This is a genomic window from Amycolatopsis sp. NPDC004772, assembly GCF_053601215.1.
On the sequence record NZ_JBSGBK010000005.1, the window covers coordinates 147851 to 170876 of the forward strand.

At 73.3% G+C, this 23026-nt stretch carries 6 protein-coding genes; 4 read left to right on the plus strand and 2 right to left on the minus strand.

What is annotated here, in order from left to right; genetic code table 11:
• Positions 1–2: 2 nt before the first annotated feature.
• A complete protein-coding gene (locus tag ACWEF6_RS05350; protein ID WP_449681764.1) occupies positions 3–18131 on the minus strand; it encodes an amino acid adenylation domain-containing protein in 18129 nt (6042 codons plus the stop codon).
• A 154-nt stretch (positions 18132–18285) separates the two neighbouring features.
• Here ACWEF6_RS05350 and ACWEF6_RS05355 point away from each other — a divergent pair, with 154 nt between their 5' ends.
• Genes ACWEF6_RS05355 through ACWEF6_RS05370 form a run of 4 tightly spaced genes read left to right on the plus strand, consistent with a single transcriptional unit; the run spans position 18286 to position 21702 of the window.
• Positions 18286–19323 (plus strand): FecCD family ABC transporter permease, encoded by a 1038-nt coding sequence (locus ACWEF6_RS05355; protein ID WP_449681765.1) that lies wholly within the window; start codon positions 18286–18288, stop codon positions 19321–19323.
• Positions 19323–20381: a FecCD family ABC transporter permease gene (locus tag ACWEF6_RS05360; RefSeq protein ID WP_449681766.1), complete on the plus strand. Its 1059-nt coding sequence runs from the start codon at positions 19323–19325 to the stop codon at positions 20379–20381. Before ACWEF6_RS05355 ends, ACWEF6_RS05360 begins: the two co-directional genes overlap by 1 nt.
• Before the next feature lie 4 nt (positions 20382–20385).
• Positions 20386–21195, plus strand: coding sequence for an ABC transporter ATP-binding protein (locus tag ACWEF6_RS05365; protein WP_449681767.1), 810 nt, complete (start codon positions 20386–20388; stop codon positions 21193–21195).
• 21 nt (positions 21196–21216) lie between these two features.
• A complete protein-coding gene (locus tag ACWEF6_RS05370) occupies positions 21217–21702 on the plus strand; it encodes a DinB family protein (protein WP_449681768.1) in 486 nt (161 codons plus the stop codon).
• On the opposite strand, the gene ACWEF6_RS05375 is transcribed toward ACWEF6_RS05370, so the two are convergent.
• Positions 21689–22987 carry a lysine N(6)-hydroxylase/L-ornithine N(5)-oxygenase family protein gene (locus ACWEF6_RS05375; protein ID WP_449681769.1) on the minus strand — a complete coding sequence of 433 codons (1299 nt, stop codon included), beginning with the start codon at positions 22985–22987 and terminating at the stop codon, positions 21689–21691. The two genes, ACWEF6_RS05370 and ACWEF6_RS05375, sit on opposite strands and share 14 nt — an antisense overlap.
• Positions 22988–23026: the final 39 nt, after the last annotated feature.

The following is a 23026-nucleotide window of genomic DNA, read 5'->3' on the forward strand; positions in this document are numbered from 1 at the left end:
ATTTACTCCGTGTCGTAGGTCAACAGCTTCTTTTCGGGGGTTCCGGGTGGCGGAGCCCCCGGCCCGGGGCGAAGCCCCGGATGCACCAGCGCGGCCAGTCCGGCCGCGGTGGGGGTGCGGAAGAACTCGGCGATCGGCAGATCGGTCCCGAGCCGCTCGGTGATCCGGTTGCGCAGGACCACCAGCAGCATCGAGTGGCCGCCGAGGGTGAACAGGTCGTCGTCGGCGCCGACGGCGGCGACGTCCAGGACCTCCGCGAAGATCTCGCAGAGCGCCTTCTCCGTGGCCGTTTCGGGGGCCCGGCCGCGGGTTTCGAACTCGGGCACCGGCAAGGCCGCCCGGTCCAGCTTCCCGTTGGGGGTCACGGGGAACGCGTCGAGGGGGACGATCGCCGCGGGCACCATGTACTCCGGCAGCGTCCGGGCGAGGAACTCCCGCAACCGCACCGGATCCGCGGTCCCCGGGGTCGTGTAGGCGATCAGCCGTTCGTCGCGGACGAGAACCAGGGCCTGCGAGACGTCCTCGTGCCGGGTCAGGGCCGTCTCGATCTCGCCGGGCTCGATCCGGAACCCGCGGAGCTTGACCTGGTCGTCGGTGCGGCCGAGGTACTCCAGCTGCCCGTCCGGCCGCCAGCGCACCAGGTCGCCGGTGCGGTACATCCGCTCCCCCGGCCGGAACGGCGAGGCGACGAACCGTTCGGCGGTGAGCCCGGGACGCCCGTGGTAGCCGCGGGCCAGCCCGGCGCCGGCGAGGTACAGCTCGCCGGGCACCCCGGCGGGCACCGGCGCGAGGCCGCCGTCGAGGACGTACGCGCGGGTGTTGTGCACCGGACGGCCGACCACCGGCCGGTCGGCGTCGCCGAAGCGGCCGACCAGCGCGTCCACCGTGGCCTCGGTGGGGCCGTAGAGGTTGTACGCCTCCGTGCCCGGCATCGACGACAGCGTCTCCCACAACGTCTGCGAGACCGCTTCACCGCCGACGCCGACCACGCCGAGCGCGCACCGGCCGTCCGCGATCACCCCGGCCGCGGCCAGCTGCGCGAAGTGCGACGGCGTGAGTTCGAGGAAGTCGAGCGCGCGCTCGCGCACCACCGCCGCCAGCCGCGCGGGGTCGCGGCGGGTGTCGTCGTCGACGACGTGCACTTCGTGCCCGTCGAGCAGCCACAGCTGCGGCTGCCAGGAGGCGTCGAAGAAGAACGCCCACGCGTGCCCGATGCGCAGCCGCCGTCCCCCCGCCGCGGCGACGGCCGGGCGGTAGAGCGTCTCGCGGTGGCTGTGGAACAGGTTGACCAGCCCCGAATGCGGGATGACCACGCCCTTGGGCTTGCCCGTCGAGCCGGACGTGTAGAGCACGTACGCCGGGTTCGCGGGCGACGGCGGGGTGAGCGCGGCGTCACTGTCCACAATGTCCTCGACGCACAGCGCACCGGGGACGGCCGAAGCAAGCGAACGGCTGGTGAGGACCAGTGCGGGAGCCGCGTCGGCGAGGATCGCCGAGATCCGGTCGGCCGGCTGGTCCGGGTCCACCGGCAGGTAGGCCGCGCCCGTCTTGAACACGCCGAAGATCGCCTCGACCACCGCCGCCGACCGCGGCAGCACGAGCGCCACGACCTTCTCCGGCCCCGCGCCCTGCGACGCGAGCCACCGGGCGAGGCGGTCGGTCCGCGCGGCGAACTCCGCGAACGTCACGCTCGACGACGCGTCGCTCAGCGCGGTCGCGTCCGGGGTCGCCGCCACCTGGGCCGCCAGCCGGTCGACGACCGTCGGCGCGGAGAGGGTCAGCGGCGCCCCGGCACCCCAGTCCCGCAGGATGCGGTCCCGCTCCGGAGCGTCGAGGACGTCGAGGCGGCTCAGCGGCCGGTCCGGGTCGGCGACGACCGCCGCCATCACCCGCACCAGGCGCTCGGTGAGCGTCCGGGCGGTCGGCTCGTCGAAGAGGTCGAGGCTGTATTCGAGGTCGCCGTCGATGCCCTCGGGCGTCTCGACCAGGTCGAACGACAGGTCGAACTTGGCCTGCCGCAGCCCGGTGTCCCGGTGGGCCGCGGGCAGCCCGAGCAGCCGTTCCGGCTCCGCACCCGCGTGGTAGACCGCGAGCATGACCTGGAACAGCGGGTGCCGGGACAGCGACCGCGGCGGGTTGAGCAGCTCGACGAGGTGCTCGAACGGCAGGTCCTGGTGGGCGTAGGCCGCCAGGTCGGCCTCCCGGACGCGGTCCAGCAGCTGCCGGAACGTCGGGTCGCCGCCGGTGTCGGTCCGCAGCACGAGGGTGTTGACGAAGAACCCGGCGAGCTCCTCCAGGGCGTGGTCGGACCGGCCGGCCACCGGCGTCCCCAGGGGGATGTCGGTGCCCGCGCCGAGCCGGGTCAGCAACGCGGCCAGCACCGCTTGCAGGACCATGAACGTGCTCGTGTCGCTGCGGTGGGCCAGTTCCCGCAGTCCCTTGTGGACGGACGCGGGCACGGTGAACGGCACGGCGGCACCGCGGTTGGTCGACCGCGCCGGGCGTGGCCGGTCGGCCGGGAGGGGCAGCTCGTCGGGGATGCCTGCGAGGGTGTCCCGCCAGAACGCGGCCTGCCGGCCGAGGAGGCTGTCCGGGTCGTCGGCGCGGCCGAACATCTCCCGCTGCCACAGCGTGTAGTCGGCGTACTGCACCGGCAACGGCGTCCACTGTGGACGCTCACCGCGCAGCCGGGCCGCGTAGGCGGTGTCGAGGTCCCGCTTCAGCGGCGGCAGCGACCAGCCGTCACCCGCGATGTGGTGCACCAGCAGCACCAGCACGTGCCGGTCCGGTCCGGCCGAGACGAGCGTGGCCCGGATCGGGATTTCGGCGTCCAGGGTGAAGCAGTACGACGCCGCCGCGGCGACGCGCTCGCCGAGGTCGGCCGCCGTCTCGGTGACCAGCACCGGGACGGCCTCGCCGAGGACGACCTGCCGGGGCGTGCCCTGCTCTTCGACCAGGAGCGTCCGGAGGACCTCGTGACGCGCCACGACGTCACCCAGCGCGGCCCGCAGCGCGTCGACGTCGACCGGGCCGGTCAGGTCCCACGCCCACGGGATGTTGTAGGTCGCGGACGGCCCGTCGAGGCGGTCGAGGAACCACAGCCGCTGCTGCGCGAACGAGAGCGGCAGGACGTCCGGGCGCGCGGCCGGGACCAGCGCCGGGCGACGGCCCCGCCCGGGGTCCAAGGCTTCGGCGAGCCGAGCCGGGGTCGACGCGTCGAACACCGCCCGGATCGGCACTTCGACGCCGAGCAGCGCGCGGATCCGGCTGACCAGCCGGGTCGCCAGCAGCGAATGGCCGCCGAGAGTGAAGAACCCGTCGTCCGGGCCGACCGACGGCACGCCGAGGACGTCGGCGAACAGCTCGCACAGCGCCTGCTCGGCCGGGGTCCGGGCGAGCCGTCCGGACGCGCGGACCTCCGGGTCGGGCAGCGCGGCGCGGTCGAGCTTGCCGTTGGCGTTCACCGGCAGTTCGGGCAGGACGACGATCGCCGACGGCACCAGGTGCTCCGGCAGCCGCCCGGCGAGCAGCGCCCGCAGCGCGACCGGGTCACCCGAGGGCGAAACGTAGGCGATCAGCCGGTTCTCCCGGGCGATCACGACCGCGCGCGCCACCGCGGCGTCGGTCGTCAGCACGGCCTCGACTTCGCCGGGTTCGACGCGGAAGCCGCGGATCTTGATCTGCTGATCGGCGCGGCCGAGGAAGTCCAGGGCCCCGTCGGCGCGGCGGCGGACCAGGTCGCCGGTGCGGTACATCCGCTCCCCCGGTTCGAACGGCGAGGCGACGAACCGTTCGGCGGTGAGCGCGGGCCGGCCGAGGTAGCCCCGCGCGACGCCGGCGCCGGCGAGGTACAGCTCGCCACGGACACCCGGCGGCACCGGCCGCAACGCCGCGTCGAGGACGTACGCGCGGGTGTTCGCGACCGGCCGCCCGATGGCCACCGGGCCGCAGACCTGGGCCAGGCTGTCGCCGGCGACTTCCGAGCAGCCGTAGAGGTTGACCAGTTTCGCCGACGGCCACCGGGCCGCGACCTTCGCGGCCAGGGCGTCGGACAGCGGTTCGCCGCTGGTGATCCAGGTGGTCACCGTGTCGAACGCGCCCGCCGGGGCGTCCTCGGCGAAGGTGTCGAGGAGGCTCGAGACGACGGTGAGCACCTGCGAACCGGACTCGCGGACGAAGCCGGCCAGTGCCAGGGGGTCGGTGGCGGTGGTGTCGTCGGCGAGGACCACCGGATCGCCCGCGACGAGGCCGCCGAGCAGCTCGGTGGAACCGTCGATGAACGTCAGCGCACTCTTGGCCACGCGCACGCCCCGCACGAGGTCCCGGCCCCAGTGCAGCCGGTTGGCCAGCGCCCGCTGGGTTCCGGCGACGGCCTTCGGGCGTCCGGTGGAGCCGGAGGTGAAGATCACGTACGCCAGGTTGTCTGCCGTGGCTGGTCGTGAGTGGTAAGTCGGGTTAGAACCCTCATTATCACTCACGACCCCTGAGCGGAGGCCGTCTTCGGCGACGACCAGGTGCGGGGCCGCGTCGGTGAGCATCAGCTCGATGCGCTCGGCCGGGTGGTTGAGGTCCAAGGGCAGGTAGGCGGCGCCGGTCTTGAGCACCGCCAGGAGTGCGACGACCAGGTCCACCGAGCGCGGCAGCGCGACCGCCACCACGCGTTCCGGCCCCGCGCCCCGCGCGAGCAGCGCCCGGGCGAGGGTCGTGGCCCGCGTATCCAGCTCGGCATAGCTGAGCCGCTCAGGGCCGAACGTCAAGGCGAGGGCGTCCGGCGTCCGGGCGACCTGGGCGGCGAACAGCTCGGCGGTCGTCTCCGCGGGCAGCGGGGTCGCGGGGTCGGCGGCGAGCTGGTCGTGTTCGGCGGCGGTGAGCAGGTCGACAGCGCCGATCCGGGTGTCCGGGTCGGCCACCACCGCCGTCAGGAGCGTCCGCAGCCGTTCCAGGAGCGCCTCGACGCTCGCGCGGTCGAAGACGTCGCTGTTGTACTCCGCCGTGCCGCGGATGCCGGCCTGGTGCCCGGGCCGCTCGCCGACGAAGAACGTCAGGTCGGCGCGCGCGGTACCGGTCCGGACCGGTTCTTCCGCGACGGCCAGACCCGGCAGCGCGAGGTCGGCGACGGCGTTGTTCTGCCAGGCCAGCATCGTCTGGAACAGCGGGTGGTAGGCGAGGGACCGGACCGGGTTGAGCGTCTCGACCAGGCGTTCGAACGGCACGTCCTGGTGGGCGTAGGCGTCGAGGCTGCGGTCCCGCACCCGGGCCACGAGGTCGCGGAACGACGGGTCGCCGCTCGTGTCCACGCGCAGGACCAGGGTGTTGACGAAGAACCCGACGAGGTCGTCGAGGGCGGCGTCGGTGCGCCCGGCGATGGACGTGCCGAGCGGGATGTCGGTGCCCGCGCCGAGCCGGGTGAGCACCGCGGTGAGCCCGGCGTGCACGACCATGAACACGCTGGCCCCGCAGGCGCGGGCCAGCTCGACCAGTCCGCTGTGGAGCCCGGCGTCCCAGCCGAAGGCGAACTGCTCGCCCCGGTAGGACGCTTCCGCCGGGTGCGGCCGGTCGGTGGGCAGTTCGATCCGTTCGGGCAGGCCCGCGAGGGCTTCGCGCCAGTAGGCCAGCTGGGGTTCGATCACCGGCTCGCCGAGGACGTCCCGCTGCCAGAGCGTGTAGTCCGCGTACTGCACCGGCAACGGCGTCCATTGTGGACGTCCGCCGGCGCACCGGGCGGTGTAGGCCGTCGCGAGGTCCCGCCACAGCGGCGCGGTCGACCAGCCGTCGGAGGCGATGTGGTGGAACACCAGCACCAGGACGTGCTCCCGGGCCCCCAGGCGCAGCAGCTGCGCCCGCAGCGGAAGCTCCGACTCCAGCTCGAAGACCGTGCCCGCCGCTTCGGACACCGCGTCGGCGAGCGTGGCTTCGGTGACCGCACGGACCGGCAGCGGGACTGAGACGTCGGCGAGGACGAGCTGCCGGGCTTCTCCGTCGATCTCCGGGAAGACCGTGCGGAGGGCTTCGTGGCGCTCGACGACGTCGGACAGCGCCGTGCGCAGCGCGTCGACGTCGAGGTCGCCGGTCAGCCGGACCGCCGCCGGCATGTTGTACGTCGCCGACGGGCCTTCCAGGCGGTGCAGGAACCACAGCCGCTGCTGGGCGAACGACAGCGGCAGCACGTCCGGCCGCGGGTCGGCGCGCACCAGGGCGGGCCGGGCTTGTCCGGCGTCCGCGCCGGCCAGCAGGGCAGCGAGCCCGGCGACCGTCGGTGTCTCGAACACCGACCGCACCTGCAGTTCGACGCCGAAGACCGCGCGCAGCCGGGCGACCAGGCGGGTCGCCATCAGCGAATGCCCGCCGAGGGCGAAGAAGTCGTCGTCGACGCCGATCGACGCCGTGTCGAGGACCTCGGCGAACAGCCCGCACAGGACTTCTTCGACCGGTGTCCGCGGGGCCCGGCCGGTGGTGGCCGCCTGCTGGTCCGGGCTCGGCAGGGCGCGCCGGTCGAGTTTGCCGGAGGCCAGCAGCGGGAGCCGGTCGAGGAGCACGAACGCCGACGGCACCATGTACTGCGGCAGCCGGTCGCGGACGTGCGCCCGCAGGGCCGTCACCAGCGCGTTCGTGTCCCGCTGCCCGGCCGGGTGGTTGCCCAGCGCTTCCAGGGGGACCCGGGTCGGGCGGCCGCGGTAAACCCGCTGCGGCGACCCGGTCGTGAACACGGCTTCCAGCGCGCCCTCGTCCGCGGTGAGGGTCGCGTCCACGCGGTAGCCGTGCCGCTCGCCGAGTTCGTGCAGCATTTCGGGGTCCACGCCATCTCGCCGCTCCAAAGAGGACAGTGCGGTCCCGGCGTCGCCCGCGGCCAGCGCGGCGACGGCGGCGAGTTCCCCGGACAGCCGGGCGTTCGGCACACCGGTCACGCGCAGCCGGGCCGGACGGGCCGCCAAGGCCTGCTCCAGCTCGTCGAATCCGACGACCAGCTCTTCGGGCGCGTCGGGCCGCGGGACCCTCCGCAGGACGACGTCGTAGCGGTGGCGGGTCAGCTCGTTGTGAGCGTGACCGCGCTTGACCCACAGGTCGACGTCGTCGAAGCCGTCGAGGTCCAGGGCCGTGAAGAAGTCCGGGTCCAGGACCAGCTCACCTTCCCGGGCGATCGCCTGGTCCACCGCGGCGACGTCGCGGCGGCCGTGGCGCAGCTCGGTCGCCGTCCGGAACGCCCGCAGCGAGCGCAGGTTCCGGATGTCGCCGAGGAAGATCACCCCGCCCGGCCGGACGTGCGCCGCGGCCGTGCGAAGGACTTCGGCGAGGTAGCCGACGCTCGGGAAGTACTGGGCGACCGAGTTGATGATCACCGTGTCGAACTCCGGCAGCTCGCCGAGGTCGTGGGCGGGCCGCGCGGCCAGGTGGACCTTGCTCGCGAAAGGTGTCGCCGCGAGTTCGCGCCGCAGGTTGGCGATGGCCTTCTCGGACAGGTCGACGCCCCAGTACTCTTCGGCGTCCGGCGCGATCCGGGACAGGATCAGGCCGCTGCCGACGCCGATCTCCAGCACCCGCTTCGGCCGCAGCGAGCGGATCCGCTCGATCGTGGCCGCGTGCCACTCGCGCATCTCGCCGAGCGGGATTTCGGAGCCGTCGTAGCTGGAGTTCCAGCCGGTGAAGTTCTCTTCGAGGCCGCCGGACGCGGCTTCGGTGAAGACGTTCTCGTGCAGCTCGCGCCACTCGCCGACGTGCTCCCGTTCGGCGTCTTCGTCCCGCCCGGCCGAGGGCACGGCGTAGGCGATGAGCCGCCCGTCCTGGGCGACGACGACGGTCTGCCCGACGGCCGGGTGCTCGGCGAGCACGGACTCGATCTCGCCGAGCTCGATCCGGTAGCCGCGGATCTTGACCTGGTCGTCGGCCCGGCCGAGGAACACCAGCCGCCCATCCGGCAGCCATTTCACCAGGTCACCCGTGCGGTAGAGACGTCCGCCGGAACCGAACGGGTCCGCGACGAACCGCTCCGCCGTCAGCCCCGGCCGCCCGAGGTACCCGCGCGCCAGACCGGAGCCCGCGAGGTACAACTCCCCCACCACGCCGGGCGGGACCGGCCGCAGCCCGGCGTCGAGCACGTAGGCGCGGGTGCCGGGGTCGGGGATGCCGATCGGCACGGCGGTCGCGTCCGCCAGCTCGGCCGGGTCGCTCTCGCCGAGCGTCGAGTTGGTGGTCGCCTCGGTGGGGCCGTAGGCGTTGAACATCCGGCGGCCCGGCGCCCAGCGGCGGACCAGCTCCGGCGACACGCGTTCGGTGCCGGCGAGCAGCACGCTGTCGCGCGGCAGGTCGAGGTCCGCCGGCATCGCGTCGAGCAGGGCGGGCGGCAGGATCATGAAGTCGACGCCGTGGGCGTGCGCGTACTCGGTGAGCGCCGGCCCCGCGACCCGCCGCTCGGCCGGGACGACCACCAGGCGGCCGCCCGAGAGCAGGCCGAGGCAGAGGTCCCAGAACGCGACGTCGAAACTCGGCGAAGCGAACTGCAGCACCCGGCTGTGCGGGCCGACGCCGAACCGTTCGACCTGGGTGGCGACCAGCTTCGCGACCCCCGAGTGCTGGAGGACGACGCCCTTGGGCCGCCCGGACGAGCCGGACGTGTAGATCACGTAGGCGGCGTTCTCCGGCGTGATCGTGACCTTTGGGTCCTGTGTGGACATTGCGGCGAGCGCCGCGTCGAGGAGGATTCGCGGCAGGGACGCGGGCAGCTTCGCCTCGACGTCCCGGGTCGTCACGACGCAGACCGGGGCCGCGTCCTCGACCATGTAGGCGATCCGGTCACCGGGGTAGTCGACGTCGATCGGCAGGTAAGCGGCCCCGGCCTTGAGCACCGCCAACTCGGCGATGATCATCTCCACCGACCGCGGCACGGCCAGCGCGACCACCTGCTCCGGCCCGGCGCCGCGGTCGAGCAGCAGGTGCGCGAGCCGGTTCGCGCGGGCGTTCACCTCGGCGTAGGTGAGTTCGACGTCCTCGAATACCAGCGCCACCGCATCGGGGGCCTCGGCGACGCGGCGGGCGAACATCCCCGGGAACGTCTCGGTGCCCGCCGGGTCGAGGGACCCGGCCCACTCGGTGAGCACCCGGTCCCGCTCGTCCCCGTCGAGGAGGTCGAGGGCGCCGACCGGGCGGTCGGGCTCGGCCAGGGCCGCACGCAGCAGGACTTCGAGGCGCCGCAGGATCGTGTCCGCGCTCGCGTGGTCGAAGACGTCGGCGTTGAACTCCAGGACGCCGGCGATCCCGGCGTCGCGTTCGGTCAGCGAGATCGACAGATCGAACTTCGACGTCCCGGTGGTCACCGGGAGCTCGGTGACGGCGAGGCCGGGCAGGGTCACCTCGGCGCGGGCGTTGTTCTGCCCGGCGATCATCACCTGGAACAGCGGGTGGTAGGACAGCGACCGCGCCGGGTTGAGCACCTCGACCAGGCGCTCGAACGGCACGTCCTGGTGGGCGTAAGCGTCGAGGTTGCGCTCGCGGACGCGGGCGAGGAGCTCGCGGAACGTCGGCTCGCCGCCGGTGTCGACGCGCAGCACGAGGGTGTTGACGAAGAACCCGACGAGGTCGTCCAGGGCCGGGTCGGTGCGGCCGGCGATGGGCGAGCCGATCGGCACGTCGGTCCCGGCGCCGAGCCGGGTGAGCAGGGCGGCGAGGGCCGCGTGCACGACCATGAACACGCTCGCGCCGCTCTCGCGGGCCAGGCCGGCCAGGCCGGTGTGGAGTGCGGCGTCCCAGGTGAAGGTGTGCAGCTCGCCGCGGAAGGTCGCGGTCGCCGGGTGCGGCCGGTCCAGGGGCAGCTCGATCCGGTCCGGGAGGCCGGCCAGGGCGTCCCGCCAGTAGCCGAGCTGGGCGCACAGCACGCTGTCCGGGTCGTCTTCGCGGCCGAGGAGATCCTGCTGCCACAGCGTGTAGTCCGCGTACTGCACCGGCAACGGCGTCCACTGTGGAACGTCACCGGCCCGGCGGGCGGCGTAGGCCGTGGCGATGTCGCGCCACAGCGGGGCCATCGACCAGCCGTCGGAGGCGATGTGGTGGAACACCAGCGCGAAGACGTGCTCGCGGGCATGGATCCGCAGCAGTTCGGCGCGCATCGGCGCGTGCCGTTCCAGGTCGAACGAGCCGCGGACCAGGCCGGTCAGGGCCTCGCCGAGGTCGGTGACCTCGCGGACGGGCAGCTCGACGTCCCCGGCCGGGAGGATGTCCTGGTACGGGACGCCGTCGCGCTGGGGGAACCGGGTGCGCAGGGCCTCGTGGCGGGCGACCACGTCCGAGAGCGCCCGGCGCAGCGCGGCGACGTCGAGGTCGCCGTCCAGGCGCATGATCAGCGGGACGTTGTAGGTGGCCGACGGTCCTTCGAGGTGGTGCAGGAACCACAGCCGCTGCTGGGCGCCCGACAGCGGGACGAGGTCCGGTCGCCGGGTGGCGACCAGCGGCGGCCGCGCGGTCCCCTGGGCGGTGGCGAGCACCCCGGCCAGGCCCGCCGGCGTCGGCGTCTCGAACACCGCCCGCACCTCGAGCTCGGCCTGGAGAGTGGTGCGGACGCGGGCGATCAGCCGGGTGGCCAGCAGCGAATGGCCGCCGAGGGCGAAGAAGCTGTCGTCCGGGCCGACCCGCGGCAGGCCGAGGACGTCGGCAAACAGCTCGCACAGCTGCCGTTCGAGGAGGGTGCGCGGCTCGCGGTCCGAGACCGGCGCGCTCACGTCCGGGGCGGGCAGGGCGCGGCGGTCGAGCTTGCCGTTCGCCGTCACCGGCAGCGCGTCGAGGACGACGATCGCCGACGGCACCATGTGCTCGGGCAGCCGTCCGGCGGCGAAGGTCCGCAGGTCCGCCGGGAGCGCGGTGCTCCGGCGCGAGCGCCGCGGGTTGCCGATGTAGCTCAGGACCGGGTCCGGGCCGGGCCGGAACGCCCCGGCCGCGTCGCCGGTGAACAGGACGTCGACCGAGCCGTCGCCGGTCGCGGACCAGGTGACGACCGCACCCAGCTCGAACCAGTCTTCGGGGTCCACGCCGTCGGTGGTGCGGCCGTTCGGGACGCCTTCGACGCGCAGGCCGTCGGCTCGGCGGACGATCACTTCGTCCACTGTGGACACATCGGTGTCCCAGATCAGCGTCTCCCCCGGCGGCGGCTCGGCCGCGCCGGGGCGCAGGACGACGTCGTAGCGGTACTGGGTGAGTTCGTTGACCGCCCGGCCGCGCTTGACCCGGATGTCCGCCGCCACCCCGTCGAGACCGGCGAAGAACTCCGGTGCCACCAGGAGTTCCTTCTCCCGCAGCAGCCGCTGTTCGACGTCGCCGCCGCGCGCCCGGGCCACGGCGGTGTGGAACGCCCGGACCTGCCGCAGGTCCCGGACGTCGCCGACGAACAGCGCCCCGCCCGGCGCCAGGAGGCCGAGTGCCGTGCGCACGACGTCGAGGAGGTACGTGCCGCTCGGGAAGTACTGGACGACGGAGTTGAGCACGATGGTGTCGAAGAACCCGGACGGCAGGCCGCCGAGGTCGGCGGCGTCGCCGGTGCGCAGTTCGACGCGCCCGGCGAGCGCGGGGTCGGCCGCGACCCGCTCCCCCAGCGCGGCGATGACCTCGGCGGAGAAGTCCGTGCCCCAATAGGTCTCGCAGTCCGGAGCCAGTTCGGTCAGCAGCAGGCCGCTGCCGACGCCGATCTCCAGGACCCGCTTCGGCCGGAGTGAGCGGATCCGGCCGACGATCGCGTCGCGCCACTCCCGCATCTCTGCGCGCGGGATCGGCTCACCGGTGTAGCTGGAGTTCCAGCCGGCGAACTCGTCGCGGTCGCCGGAGTACATCGAGTCGTACAGCTCGCGCCACTCGCCGACCTGCTCGGTCTCCTCCTCGGCGGACCCGGAGGTGTCGGCGGGGACGACGTACCCGACCAGCCGGACGTCGCCGGGCCGGTCTTCGCGGGCGACGACGACGGCGTGGGCGACGTCGTCGTGCGCGGACAGGGTCGCCGCGATCTCGCCCGGTTCGACGCGGAAGCCGCGGATCTTGATCTGCTCGTCGCCGCGGCCGAGGAACTCGAGGACGCCGTCGGGGCGGAAGCGCGCGAGGTCGCCGGTGCGGTACATCCGGGTGCCGGGTGCGCCGAACGGGTCGGCGACGAACCGTTCGGCGGTGAGCCCGGCCCGGCCGAGGTAGCCGCGGGCGAGCTGGACGCCGGCCAGGTACAGCTCGCCGGGCGTGCCCGGCGGGACCGGGCGCAGGGCGGCGTCGAGGACGTAGGTGCGGGTGTTCCACACCGGACGTCCGATGGGGACGGAAGTGTCCTCAGTGGACGTGTGCCAGGCCGTGACGTCGACCGAGGCTTCGGTCGGGCCGTAGAGGTTGTGCAGTTCGGCGTCGAGGACCTGCCCGAACTGCGTGATGGCGTCCGTCGGCAGGGCTTCGCCGCTGCACAGCACCCGGCGCAGGCTCGGGCATTCCCGCGCCGCCGGTTCCTGGAGGAAGACCTGGAGCATCGACGGGACGAAGTGGACGGTCGTGATCCCGCGGTCGCGGATCAGCCGGGCGAGGTAAGCGGGGTCCTTGTGGCCGTCCGGCCGGGCGAGCACCTCGGTGGCGCCGGTGAGCAGCGGCCAGAGGAACTCCCACACCGAGACGTCGAAGCTCGACGGCGTCTTCTGCAGCACCCGGTCTTCGGCGGTGAGGCCGTATGCGTCCTGCATCCAGAGCAGCCGGTTGACGATCCCGGCGTGCGGGACGACGACCCCCTTCGGCCGGCCGGTCGACCCTGAGGTGTAGATGACGTACGCCGGGTTCTCGGGGCGGAGGACGACTTCGAGGGGCTCGGCCGCGACTCCGGCCAGGGTGTCCGGGTCGTCCAGGAGCAGAGCGCCCTCGACGGCGGTCTCCGCGACGGCCAGCACGAGCGCCGGGTCGGCGTCTTCCAGCATGAACGCGATGCGGTCGGCCGGGTAGCCGGGGTCGAGCGGCAGGTAGGCCGCACCCGTCTTGAGCACGGCCAGGATCGCCGTGACCAGGTGCGTCGAGCGGGGCAGCGCCAGGGCGACCACGCGCTCGGGCCCGGCTCCCCGCGCGGCGAGCACACGGGCGAGGCGGGTCGAAACGGCGTCGAGCTCGGCGTAGGTGAGTTCTTCGTCCTCGAAGACCAGCGCGGGGTGGCCGGGGGTCCGCGCGACCTGGGCGGCGAACAGTTCGGGCACGGTGACCGCGGGGACGTCCGCGACGGCCCCCGACCAGGTCGGTTCGAGGCCGTCACGCTCGGCCGCGGTGAGCACGTCCAGGGAGCCGAGGCGGCGGTCCGGGGCGGCGGCGACCTGCCGGAGCAGGGTCTCCAGGCGGTCGAGCAGGCCGGTCACGGTCGCGCGGTCGAACACCTCGGCGTTGAACTCGGCCTGCCCGTGCAGGCCGTCGGCGCGCTCGGTGAAGGAGAACCAGAGGTCGAACTTGGCCGTGCCGGTGCCGACGGGTTGTTCGGTGACGGTCAGGCCGGGCAGTTCGACGCCGGTGCCGGGGGTGTTCTGCCAGGCGAGCATGGTCTGGAACAGCGGGTGGTGCGCCAGCGACCGGGCCGGGTTGAGCGCCTCGACCAGGCGCTCGAAGGGGACGTCCTGGTGGGCGTAGGCGTCGAGGCTGCGCTCGCGGACCCGGGCCACGAGGTCGCGGAACGTCGGGTCGCCGCCGGTGTCCACGCGCAGGACCAGGGTGTTGACGAAGAAGCCGACGAGGTCGTCGAGGGCCGGGTCGGTGCGGCCGGCGATCGGGGTGCCGATCGGGAGGTCGGTGCCCGCGCCGAGGCGCGACAGCAGTGCGGTCAGGCCCGCGTGCACGACCATGAACGGGCTGGCCCCGCAGGTGCGGGCGAGGTCGGTGACGGCGGCCTGGAGCCCGGCGTCCCAGGTGAAGGTGAAGAACCCGCCGCGGTAGGCCGACACCGGCGGGTGCGGCCGGTCGAGCGGGAGCGCGATCCGCTCGGGCAGGCCGTCCAGGGTCTCCCGCCAGTAGGCGAGCTGGGCTTCCTCTTCGACGGCCAGGAGATCGCGCTGCCAGAGCGTGTAGTCCGCGTACTGGACCGGCAGCGGTGTCCACTGTGGAGCTTCGCCGTGCCGGCGGGCGCGGTAGGCCGCGGCGATGTCCCGCCAGAGCGGGGACAGCGACCAGCCGTCGGCGGCGATGTGGTGCACGACCAGGACCAGCACGTGCCGCCGCGGGCCGTCGGTGAGCAGTTCCGCGCGCACCGGGACCCCGGCGCCGAGGTCGAACACGCCCCGCACCAGAACGTCCACTTCGGAGTCCACATCGGACACTTCGCGGACGGCGAGCTCCACTGTCGGCTCGGGCAGGATCTCCTGGTACGGGACACCGTCGGCGACCGGGAAGACCGTCCGCAGGGCCTCGTGCCGGGCCACGACGTCGTTGAGCGCTTCGCGCAGCGAGTCGACGTCGAGTTCCCCGGCCAGCCGCATGATGAGCGGGACGTTGTAGGTCGCCGAGCCGCCTTCGAGGCCGTGCAGGAACCACAGCCGCTGTTGGGCGAACGACAGCGGCAGCCGTTCCGGCCGCTCGGTGACGCGGGTGAGCGGACGACGCTCGGTCCCGGTGACGGCCCCGGCGAGGTGGTCCGCGAGCGCGGCCGGCGTCGGGGCGTCGAACACGGCCCGCACCGGCACCTCGGCGCCGACGGCCGTGCGGATCCGCTGGATCAGCCGGGTGGCGAGCAGGGAATGCCCGCCCAGGGCGAAGAAGTCGTCGTCCGGGCCCGCCTGCGGCACGCCGAGGACGTCGGCGAACATCTCGCACAGCAGCTGCTCGACCGGGTTGTGCGGCGCGCGACCCGGCCCGGCGGTGAACCGCTCCGGGCTGGGCAGGGCCTTGCGGTCCAGCTTGCCGGAGGCGAGCACCGGGAGCTTGTCGAGCACGACGAACGCCGAAGGCACCATGTACAGCGGCAGCCGGTCCCGCACGTGCGCGCGCAGCGAGGCGACGAGCGCACCGGTTTCGCGCCGGGCGGCGGGGTTGTTGGCGTACGAGCCGGGCGTGCCCGCCTGCCGCACGGGCCGGTAGGCGGGGCCGCCCGAACGCCCCAATGTGGCGTTGGGTGCGTCCAACGCACCGAACGCCACATTGGGTGCGTCCAGCGCACCGAACGCCACATTGGGGCGCGTGAAGACCGCCTCCAGCTCACCGCCCTCGGCCGCCAGGGTGACGGCCACGCGGTAGCCGGCCCGCTCGCCGAGGGTGTGCAGGGCTTCCGGGTCGACGCCGTCCCGGCCGTCGAGGGCGGCCAGGGCGGCCTCGGTGTCGCCGGTGTCCAGGGCACGGACCGCGGCGAGCTCGCCGGCCAGCCGCGCGTCCGGGATGGCGGTGACCCGCAGCCGCTCCGGCGTCTCGGCGGCCAGGAACCGTTCCACCGCACCGAGGTCGCCGAAGGCGACGACCTGCTCGGCGACCGGCTCGGCCCGGTCGGCCTTCCGCAGGACGACGTCGTAGCGGTGCCGGGTCAGCTCGTTGTGCGCGGTGCCGCGCTTGACCCACAGGTCGACGTCGCCGAAGCCGTCGAGGCCGCGGGCCAGCGCCGGGAAGAAGTCCGGGTCGAGGACGAGCTCGCCCTCGCGCGCGATCGCCTGGTCCACCGCGGCGACGTCGGTCCGGCCGCGGTGCAGTTCGACGGCGGTCCGGAAGGCCCGCAGCGAACGCAGGTTGCGGAGGTCGCCGAGGAAGATCGTCCCACCGGGAGCCAGGTGCGCGGCGGCGGTCTTGACGACTTCGGCGAGGTAGTCCGCGCTCGGGAAGTACTGCGCGACGGAGTTGATGATCACCGTGTCGAACTCCGGCAGCTCGCCCAGGTCGTGGGCGGGCCGGGCCGCCAGGTGCACCCGGTCGGCGAAGGGCGTCGCGGCGACCTCGCGCCGGACGTTCTCGACGGCGCTCTCGGAAAGGTCGACGCCCCAGTAGGTTTCGGCGTCCGGGGCGATCCGCGAGAGGATCAGGCCGCTGCCGACGCCGATCTCCAGCACCCGCTTCGGCCGCAAAGACCGGATCCGCTCGATCGTCGCCGCGTGCCACTCGCGCATTTCGCCGAGGGGGATCTCGGAGCCGTCGTAGCTGGAGTTCCAGCCCGCGAAGTTCTCCTCGATGCCGTGGGAGCCGGCGAGCATCTCCTCGTGCACGTCGTGCCATTCGTCGACGTGCCCCTGCTCGGCCGCCTGGTCGCGGTCGGGCACCGGGACGGCGTAGGCGATCAGCTGCCCGTCCTGCGCGACGACGACCGACTGGCCGACCCGCGGGTGGTCGGCGAGCACCGACTCGATCTCGCCGAGCTCGATGCGGTAGCCGCGGATCTTGACCTGGTCGTCGGCCCGGCCCAAGAACACGAGCCGCCCGTCCGGCAGCCATTTCACCAGGTCACCGGTCCGGTAGAGACGTCCGCCGGAACCGAACGGGTCGGCGACGAACCGCTCCGCCGTCAAGCCCGGCCGCCCGAGGTAGCCGCGCGCGAGGCCGCTTCCGGCGAGGTACAGCTCCCCGACCACCCCGACCGGGACCGGCGCGAGAGCCGCGTCGAGGACGTACGCGCGGGTGCCGGGGTCCGGCACGCCGATCGGCACGGCCGAGCCGGGTGCGATCTGCGGGTCGCAGAGCCCGAGCGTCGAGTTGGTCGTGGCTTCGGTCGGGCCGTAGGCGTTGAACATCCGCCGCCCGGGCGCCCAGCGGCGGACCAGCTCCGGCGACACGCGTTCGGTCCCGGCCAGCAGGACGCTGTTGCGCGGCAGGTCGCAGTCCTCGGGGAATTCGGCGAGCAGGGCGGGCGGCAGGATCATGAAGTCGACGCCGTGGGCGTGCGCGTACTCGGCCAGTTCGGGGCCGGGCACCCGGCGCTCGGCCGGCGTGATCACCAGGCGGCCGCCCGAAAGCAGCCCGAGGCACAGGTCCCAGAAAGCGACGTCGAAACTCGGCGAGGCGAACTGCAGCACCCGGCTGTGCGGGCCGACGCCGAACCGCTCGGACTGCGTCGCGACGAGCTTCGCGACCCCCGCGTGGGAGACCACGACACCCTTGGGACGCCCGGTGGAGCCCGAGGTGTAGATGACGTAGGCGGCGTTGGCCGGGACGATCGCGGCGGCCGGGTCCGTCGCCGGGACGCCGTCCAGGCCGACCTCGTCGAGCAGCAGGACGTCGCCGTCGAAGAGCCCGGCGAGCTCGCCGGTGGTGACCACGCAGACCGGGCGGGCGTCGGACACCATGAACGCGATCCGCTCGGCCGGGTAGTCCTGGTCCAGCGGCAGGTAGGCGGCGCCGGCCTTGAGGACGGCCAGCTCGGCGACGATCATCCCGATCGAACGCGGCACGGCGAGCGCGACGACCTCTTCCGGCCCAGCGCCGCGCCCGATGAGGACGTGGGCGAGCCGGTTCGCGCGGGCGTCGAGCTCGGCGTAGGTGAGTTCCTCGTCTTCGAAGACGAGGGCCACGGCGTCCGGCGTCTCGCGGACGCGGGCGGCGAACAGCTCGGGCAGCGTCGCCAGGGGTGCCGCGAGGTCCGTGTCGTTCCACTCTTCGAGGATCCGGCGCAGTTCCGGTGCCGTCATGAGGTCCAGCCGGACCACCGGCCACTGTGGACCCTCCTGCGCGTCGGCGAGGAGGGTGCCGAGGTGGTCCAGCATCCGGTCCACAGTGGATTCGTCGAGGACGTCGGCGCGGTAGGCCACGCCGTCGCGGGTCAGGTTCAGGTCGAGGGCCAAGTCCGTTTCGGCCTCGAAACCGACGTTGACCAGCACCGAGCCCCCGCGCCCCGGCTCGGGCCCCAGCTCGGCGACCAGGTCGGCGAACGGCACCTCGTGCGCCAGCGCTTCCTCGCGCGCCTCGCGCACCCGGGTCACGACGTCGGCGAACCCGGGCGAGCCGCCGAGATCCACCCGCAGGGGCACCAGTGCGCCGATCCCGACCACGACGTCCGTCGTTCCCGCATATCGGGACACCAGCACTGTGAACGCCGCGAGGAGGGTCAGCTCGTCGGCGGCGGGCAGCGGCCGGTCCAGCCGGGCGAAGACGGGCTCCGCGAGGTGCGGCCGGTCGACCGGCAGCGGCAGCTCCTTCGGCGCCGAGGCGAGGCGGTCACGCCAGAACCCGAGCCTCGACCCCTGCTGCTGCACAGCGTCACCGTTGCTCACCGGTAGACCAGCCTCCCGCTGCTCACGGCGCCCCGAACGAGGCGCAAACTTAGGTGACCCTAACAAACGGATGGTGAGGATGCACTCCTGTACCATCGGTTAGCCTTACCTAAAATCAGTACCAGTCGGAGGTGCGGTGCGAACAGACCCCGGAGGGATCGCTCTCAAGCGACGCCCGCCACACACGGGCCGCGCGCTCGGTCTGCTGGCCGCTCTCGGTGTGCTGGTTTTCCTGTGCCTGCTGAGCGTCTGGCTGGGGTCGAAGGAGATTTCGTTCGGCGCCGTCTGGCAGGTGCTCTGGCACGACGACGGTTCGGCCGACGCGGTGATCATCCACAGTGTCCGGATGCCGCGGACACTGCTGGCGGTGCTGGTGGGTGCCGCGCTGGGCCTGTCCGGCACGCTCATGCAGGCGCTGACCCGCAACCCGCTGGCCGAGCCGGGCCTGCTCGGCATCAGCGCCGGCGCCGCGTTCGCCATCGTCTTCTCCATCACCGTGCTCGGCGTCAGCTCGCTCTACGGCTACATCTGGTTCGCCTTCGCCGGCGCGCTGGCCGCGACCGTGGTCGTCTACTTCCTCGGCACCCGCGGCCGCAGCGGCTCGAGCCCAGTCAAGCTTGCCCTCGCCGGGGCCGCCGTCACGGCGCTGCTCGGCTCGTTCACCAGCGCGATGGTGCTGTCGGACCCGGTGGCGCTCAACCGTTTCCGGTTCTGGTCGGCCGGGTCGCTCGCCGGCGTCGACAGCGGCTCGCTGCTGCGGGTGCTGCCGTTCCTCCTGGTCGGGGCGGTGCTGGCGATCGCCACCGGGCCGGCGTTGAACAGCCTCGCGCTCGGCGACGACGTCGCGGTCGCGCTCGGACGGCGGCTGGGCCCGCTGCGGCTGCGCGGCGCCCTGGCCGTCACGCTCCTGACCGGCGCGTCCGTCGCGGTCGCCGGCCCGATCGTGTTCCTCGGCCTGATCGTCCCGCACGCCGTGCGGTTCGTGATCGGGCCCGACCACCGCTGGCTGCTGCCCTACACCGCGGTCCTCGCGCCCTGCCTGCTGCTGGCCGCGGACATCCTCGGCCGCGTGATGGCGCGGCCCGGCGAGGTCCGGGCCGGGGTGATCGTCGCCTTCCTCGGTGCGCCGTTCTTCATCTGGCTGGTCCGCCGCCGCAAGCTGGTGGAGTCCTGATGAGCCTGCTGCAGGTGCGGCGCGACCGCGTCACCTTCCGCCTCGCCAAACCCCCCGTGTCCGGCCGGGTCCGGCTCCGGCTCGTCGCCGTCTCGCTGGTGCTCGCCGTGGTGGCGTTCGCGTTGTTCTGCTGGGGCATGACGATCGGCGACGTCCCGCTCGGCGTGTCCGACGTCCTGTCCGCGGTGTTCGGCGGCGGCGACAGCGGCACCGCCTACATCGTGCAGGAACTGCGGCTGCCGCGGGCGCTCACCGGCCTGCTCGCCGGGCTCGCGTTCGGCGCGTCCGGCGCGGTGTTCCAGACCATCACGCGCAACCCCCTGGCCAGCCCGGACATGATCGGCATCAACGCGGGCGCGGCCACCGCCGTCGTCGCCGGCATCTCCTTCGGTTTCGGCGGCGGCCTCGGCACCACCACGCTCGGCCTGCTGGGCGGCCTGCTGACCGGGTTGCTCGTGTACGCCCTCGCGTGGCGGCGCGGCACCACCGGCTACCGGATCATCCTGGTGGGCATCGGCATCTTCGCGATGTGCACCAGCCTGACCGACTACCTGCTCAGCCGCGCGCAGATCACCGAAGCCCAGGCCTCGATCGGCTGGCTCGTCGGGAACCTGAACAACCGCGGCTGGGAGCACGTCGTCCCGCTGGCCGGCGCGCTGGCGGTGCTGCTGCCGCTCGTGCTGGCCCTGTCCCGCTGGATGCGGACGCTGCAGCTCGGCGACGACGTGGCGGCCGGGCTCGGCACGCCGGTCCAGCCGGTGCGGCTCGGGCTGCTGCTGTCCGGCGCCGGTCTGGTGGCCTTCGCGACGGCGTCCGCCGGCCCGGTTTCCTTCGTGGCGCTGACCGCGCCGCAGATCGCGCAACGCCTGGCGCGCCAGGCGTCCCCGCCGCTGACGGCGTCCGCGCTCACCGGCGCGGTCGTGGTGCTGGGCAGCGACATCCTGGCCCGCACGATCACGGCGTCGCCGCTGCCGGTGGGCATCGTGACCGGCGCGCTCGGCGCCCCGCTGCTGCTCTGGCTGCTGGCCAGGGCCAACCGATCCGGCTCCGGAGGCTGAGAAGATGACACCGTCCCTGCGCGTGCAGGACCTGCGCGTCGCCTACGACGACCGGGTCGTCATCGACGGCCTCGACCTCGACATCCCGCCCGGGAAGATCACCGCGATCGTCGGCGCCAACGCGTGCGGGAAGTCGACCCTGCTGCGCACGATGGCCCGGCTGCTCACGCCGAAGTCGGGCGGGGTCTACCTGGACGGCCGGTCGATCCAGGACCTCCCGACCCGCCAGGTCGCCCAGCGGCTCGGCATCCTGCCGCAGTCCCCGGTGGCGCCGGAGGGCATGACGGTGGCCGACCTCGTCGCCCGCGGCCGCGCCCCGCACCAGAGCTGGTGGCGGCAATGGTCCACTTCGGACGAAGGGGCGGTCGCGTCGGCGCTCGCGGCCACCGGGATGACCGACCTCGCCGACCGCCCGGTGGACGAGCTGTCCGGAGGCCAGCGCCAGCGCGCGTGGATCGCGATGGCGGTCGCGCAGGGCACGCCGGTGCTGCTGCTCGACGAGCCGACCACGTACCTGGACCTGGCGCACCAGATCGACGTGCTCGACCTGGTCGTCGACCTCAACCGCGCGGAGGGCCGCACGGTGGTGATGGTGCTGCACGACCTGCCGCAGGCGTGCCGCTACGCCGACCACGTGATCGCGATGAAGGCCGGCCGCGTGGTCGCCTCCGGCGAACCGGCGGCGGTCATCACGGAGGAGCTCGTCGAGGAGGTCTTCGACGTCCGCTGCCAGGTGCGCCCGGACCCGGTGAGCGGGACGCCGATGGTCATCCCGATCGGCCGCCACCACCCGGCACCGGTGCACCAGGGCTGATTCTCGGGCAAGCTGGGGCCCATGTATGCGCTGCCCGAAAAGACCATCGGCGCCGAGCGAGAACTGCTGGAGGCCATGCTCGACCGCGGCCGCCTCGCGCTCGTCGAGAACGTACGCGGCCTGTCGGAAACCGACGCCCGGCGCCGGCTGGTCCCGTCGCTGACCACGCCGATCGCGCTGGTCAAGCACGCCGCCGTCGCCGAGCGCCGGTGGTTCCAGTGGCTGATCGCCGGGCTCGGCGAGGCCGAGATCGACGGCCCCTCGACGCCCGGGGACGTCAGTTTCACCGTCGCCGACGACGAAACGGTCGAGGGCGTGATCGCCGAGCACGGGCGGACCGCCCGGCGTTCCCGTGAGATCGCGGCGGGCTTCTCGCTCGACGACCGGTGGACCCACCCGGTCGTCGGCGAGGTCACCCTCCGCTTCGTCTACCTGTTCCTGATCGAGGAGTACGCCCGCCACACCGGCCACGCCGACATCCTGCGGGAACAGATCACCGCGCGCTGACCGCGAGCTCCCCCGCCGGCTCCGCGACCACCCGCCGGTCCACGACCGACTGCAGGATCTCCCCCACCCGCACCGCGGTGTTCGACAGCAGCGACGACGTGATGCCGTGCGTGTGCTCGGTGCCGCCCTGCAAGTAGATCCCGCCGCGCAGCGGGAAGTCCGTCGTGAGCCGGTAGTCGCGCTCGACGCGCAGGCGCCCGGACCCGTCGCGCAGGCAGCGCGCGCCCAGCTCGCCGAGCAGCGGCGTCGGGTCCGCGGGCCGGTAGCCCGTGGCGTACACGACCGCGTCGGCTTCGAGCACCGTCTGCGCGCCGGTCGTCAGGGACTCGACCGTCACCGTGCCCGCGTCGGTGACCTCGACCGGGCGCGAGACGTTGAACAGCCGCAGCCGTTCCACGCCCAGCACCTTCTCGCGGTAGACGCGCCGGTAGAGCTCGTCGATCAGGTCGATGTCGACGGCCGAGTAGTTCGTCGCGCCGTGGTAGCGCATCAGGCGGTCCTTCACCGGCTCGCCCGCGCGGTAGAACTGGTCGACGGCCTCGGGGTCGAAGATGCGGTTGGCGAACGAGCTGTCGTCGGCCGGGCTGTAGCCGTAGCGGGCGAACACCGCGCACACCTCGGCGCGCGGGAACTCGTCGTGCAGCAACGCGGCGACCTCGGCCGCGCTCTGCCCGGCGCCCACCACGACGAACCGCTTCGGGTCGGCGCCGCGCAAGGCGTCCACGCGGAACAGCAGCTCGCTGTTGTGCCAGATCCGCGGCCCGGCGGTGACGCCCTCGGGCAGCTGGGGGCGCAGACCGGTCCCCACGACCAGGTTCCGGGCGCGCAGCGACGAGCCGTCGGAGGCCTCGACGTCGAAGTAGGCCACTTCGGAACCGTCGTACACCGGCTTCACCGCGACGACCTCGGTGCCGTAGGAGACGACGTCGTCGACCTTCGCGGCCGCCCACTCGAAGTAGTCGTGGAACTCCACGCGCAGCGGGAAGAGGTTCTTGTGGTTGATGAAGTCGACCAGCCGGCCGGCGGCGTGCAGGTAGTTGAGGAAGCTGAACTCGCTGGTCGGGTTCCGCATGGTGACCAGGTCCTTGAGGAACGACACCTGCATGGTCGCGGTGTCGATGAGCATCCCGCGGTGCCAGCCGAACCGCGGCTGCCGCTCGAGGAAGTGCGCGGTCACCGGCTCGCCGGCGCCCGCGTTGTGCTCGGCGAGGGCGATCGCGAGGGCCAGGTTCGACGGTCCGAAGCCCACGCCGACGACGTCGTAGATCGGGACCTCTGCAGTCATGTTGCTCCCTCGCGCGCTCCGGTACGGTTCAGGGAACCC

What these genes read in the sequence shown, in the direction of transcription:
- ACWEF6_RS05365 (WP_449681767.1), top strand. Translation starts at nt 20,386, where the DNA reads ATGACACCGTCCCTGCGCGTGCAGGACCTGCGCGTCGCCTACGACGAC.
- ACWEF6_RS05360 (WP_449681766.1), top strand. Translation starts at nt 19,323, where the DNA reads ATGAGCCTGCTGCAGGTGCGGCGCGACCGCGTCACCTTCCGCCTCGCC.
- ACWEF6_RS05375 (WP_449681769.1), bottom strand. Translation starts at nt 22,987, where the DNA reads ATGACTGCAGAGGTCCCGATCTACGACGTCGTCGGCGTGGGCTTCGGA.
- ACWEF6_RS05370 (WP_449681768.1), top strand. Translation starts at nt 21,217, where the DNA reads ATGTATGCGCTGCCCGAAAAGACCATCGGCGCCGAGCGAGAACTGCTG.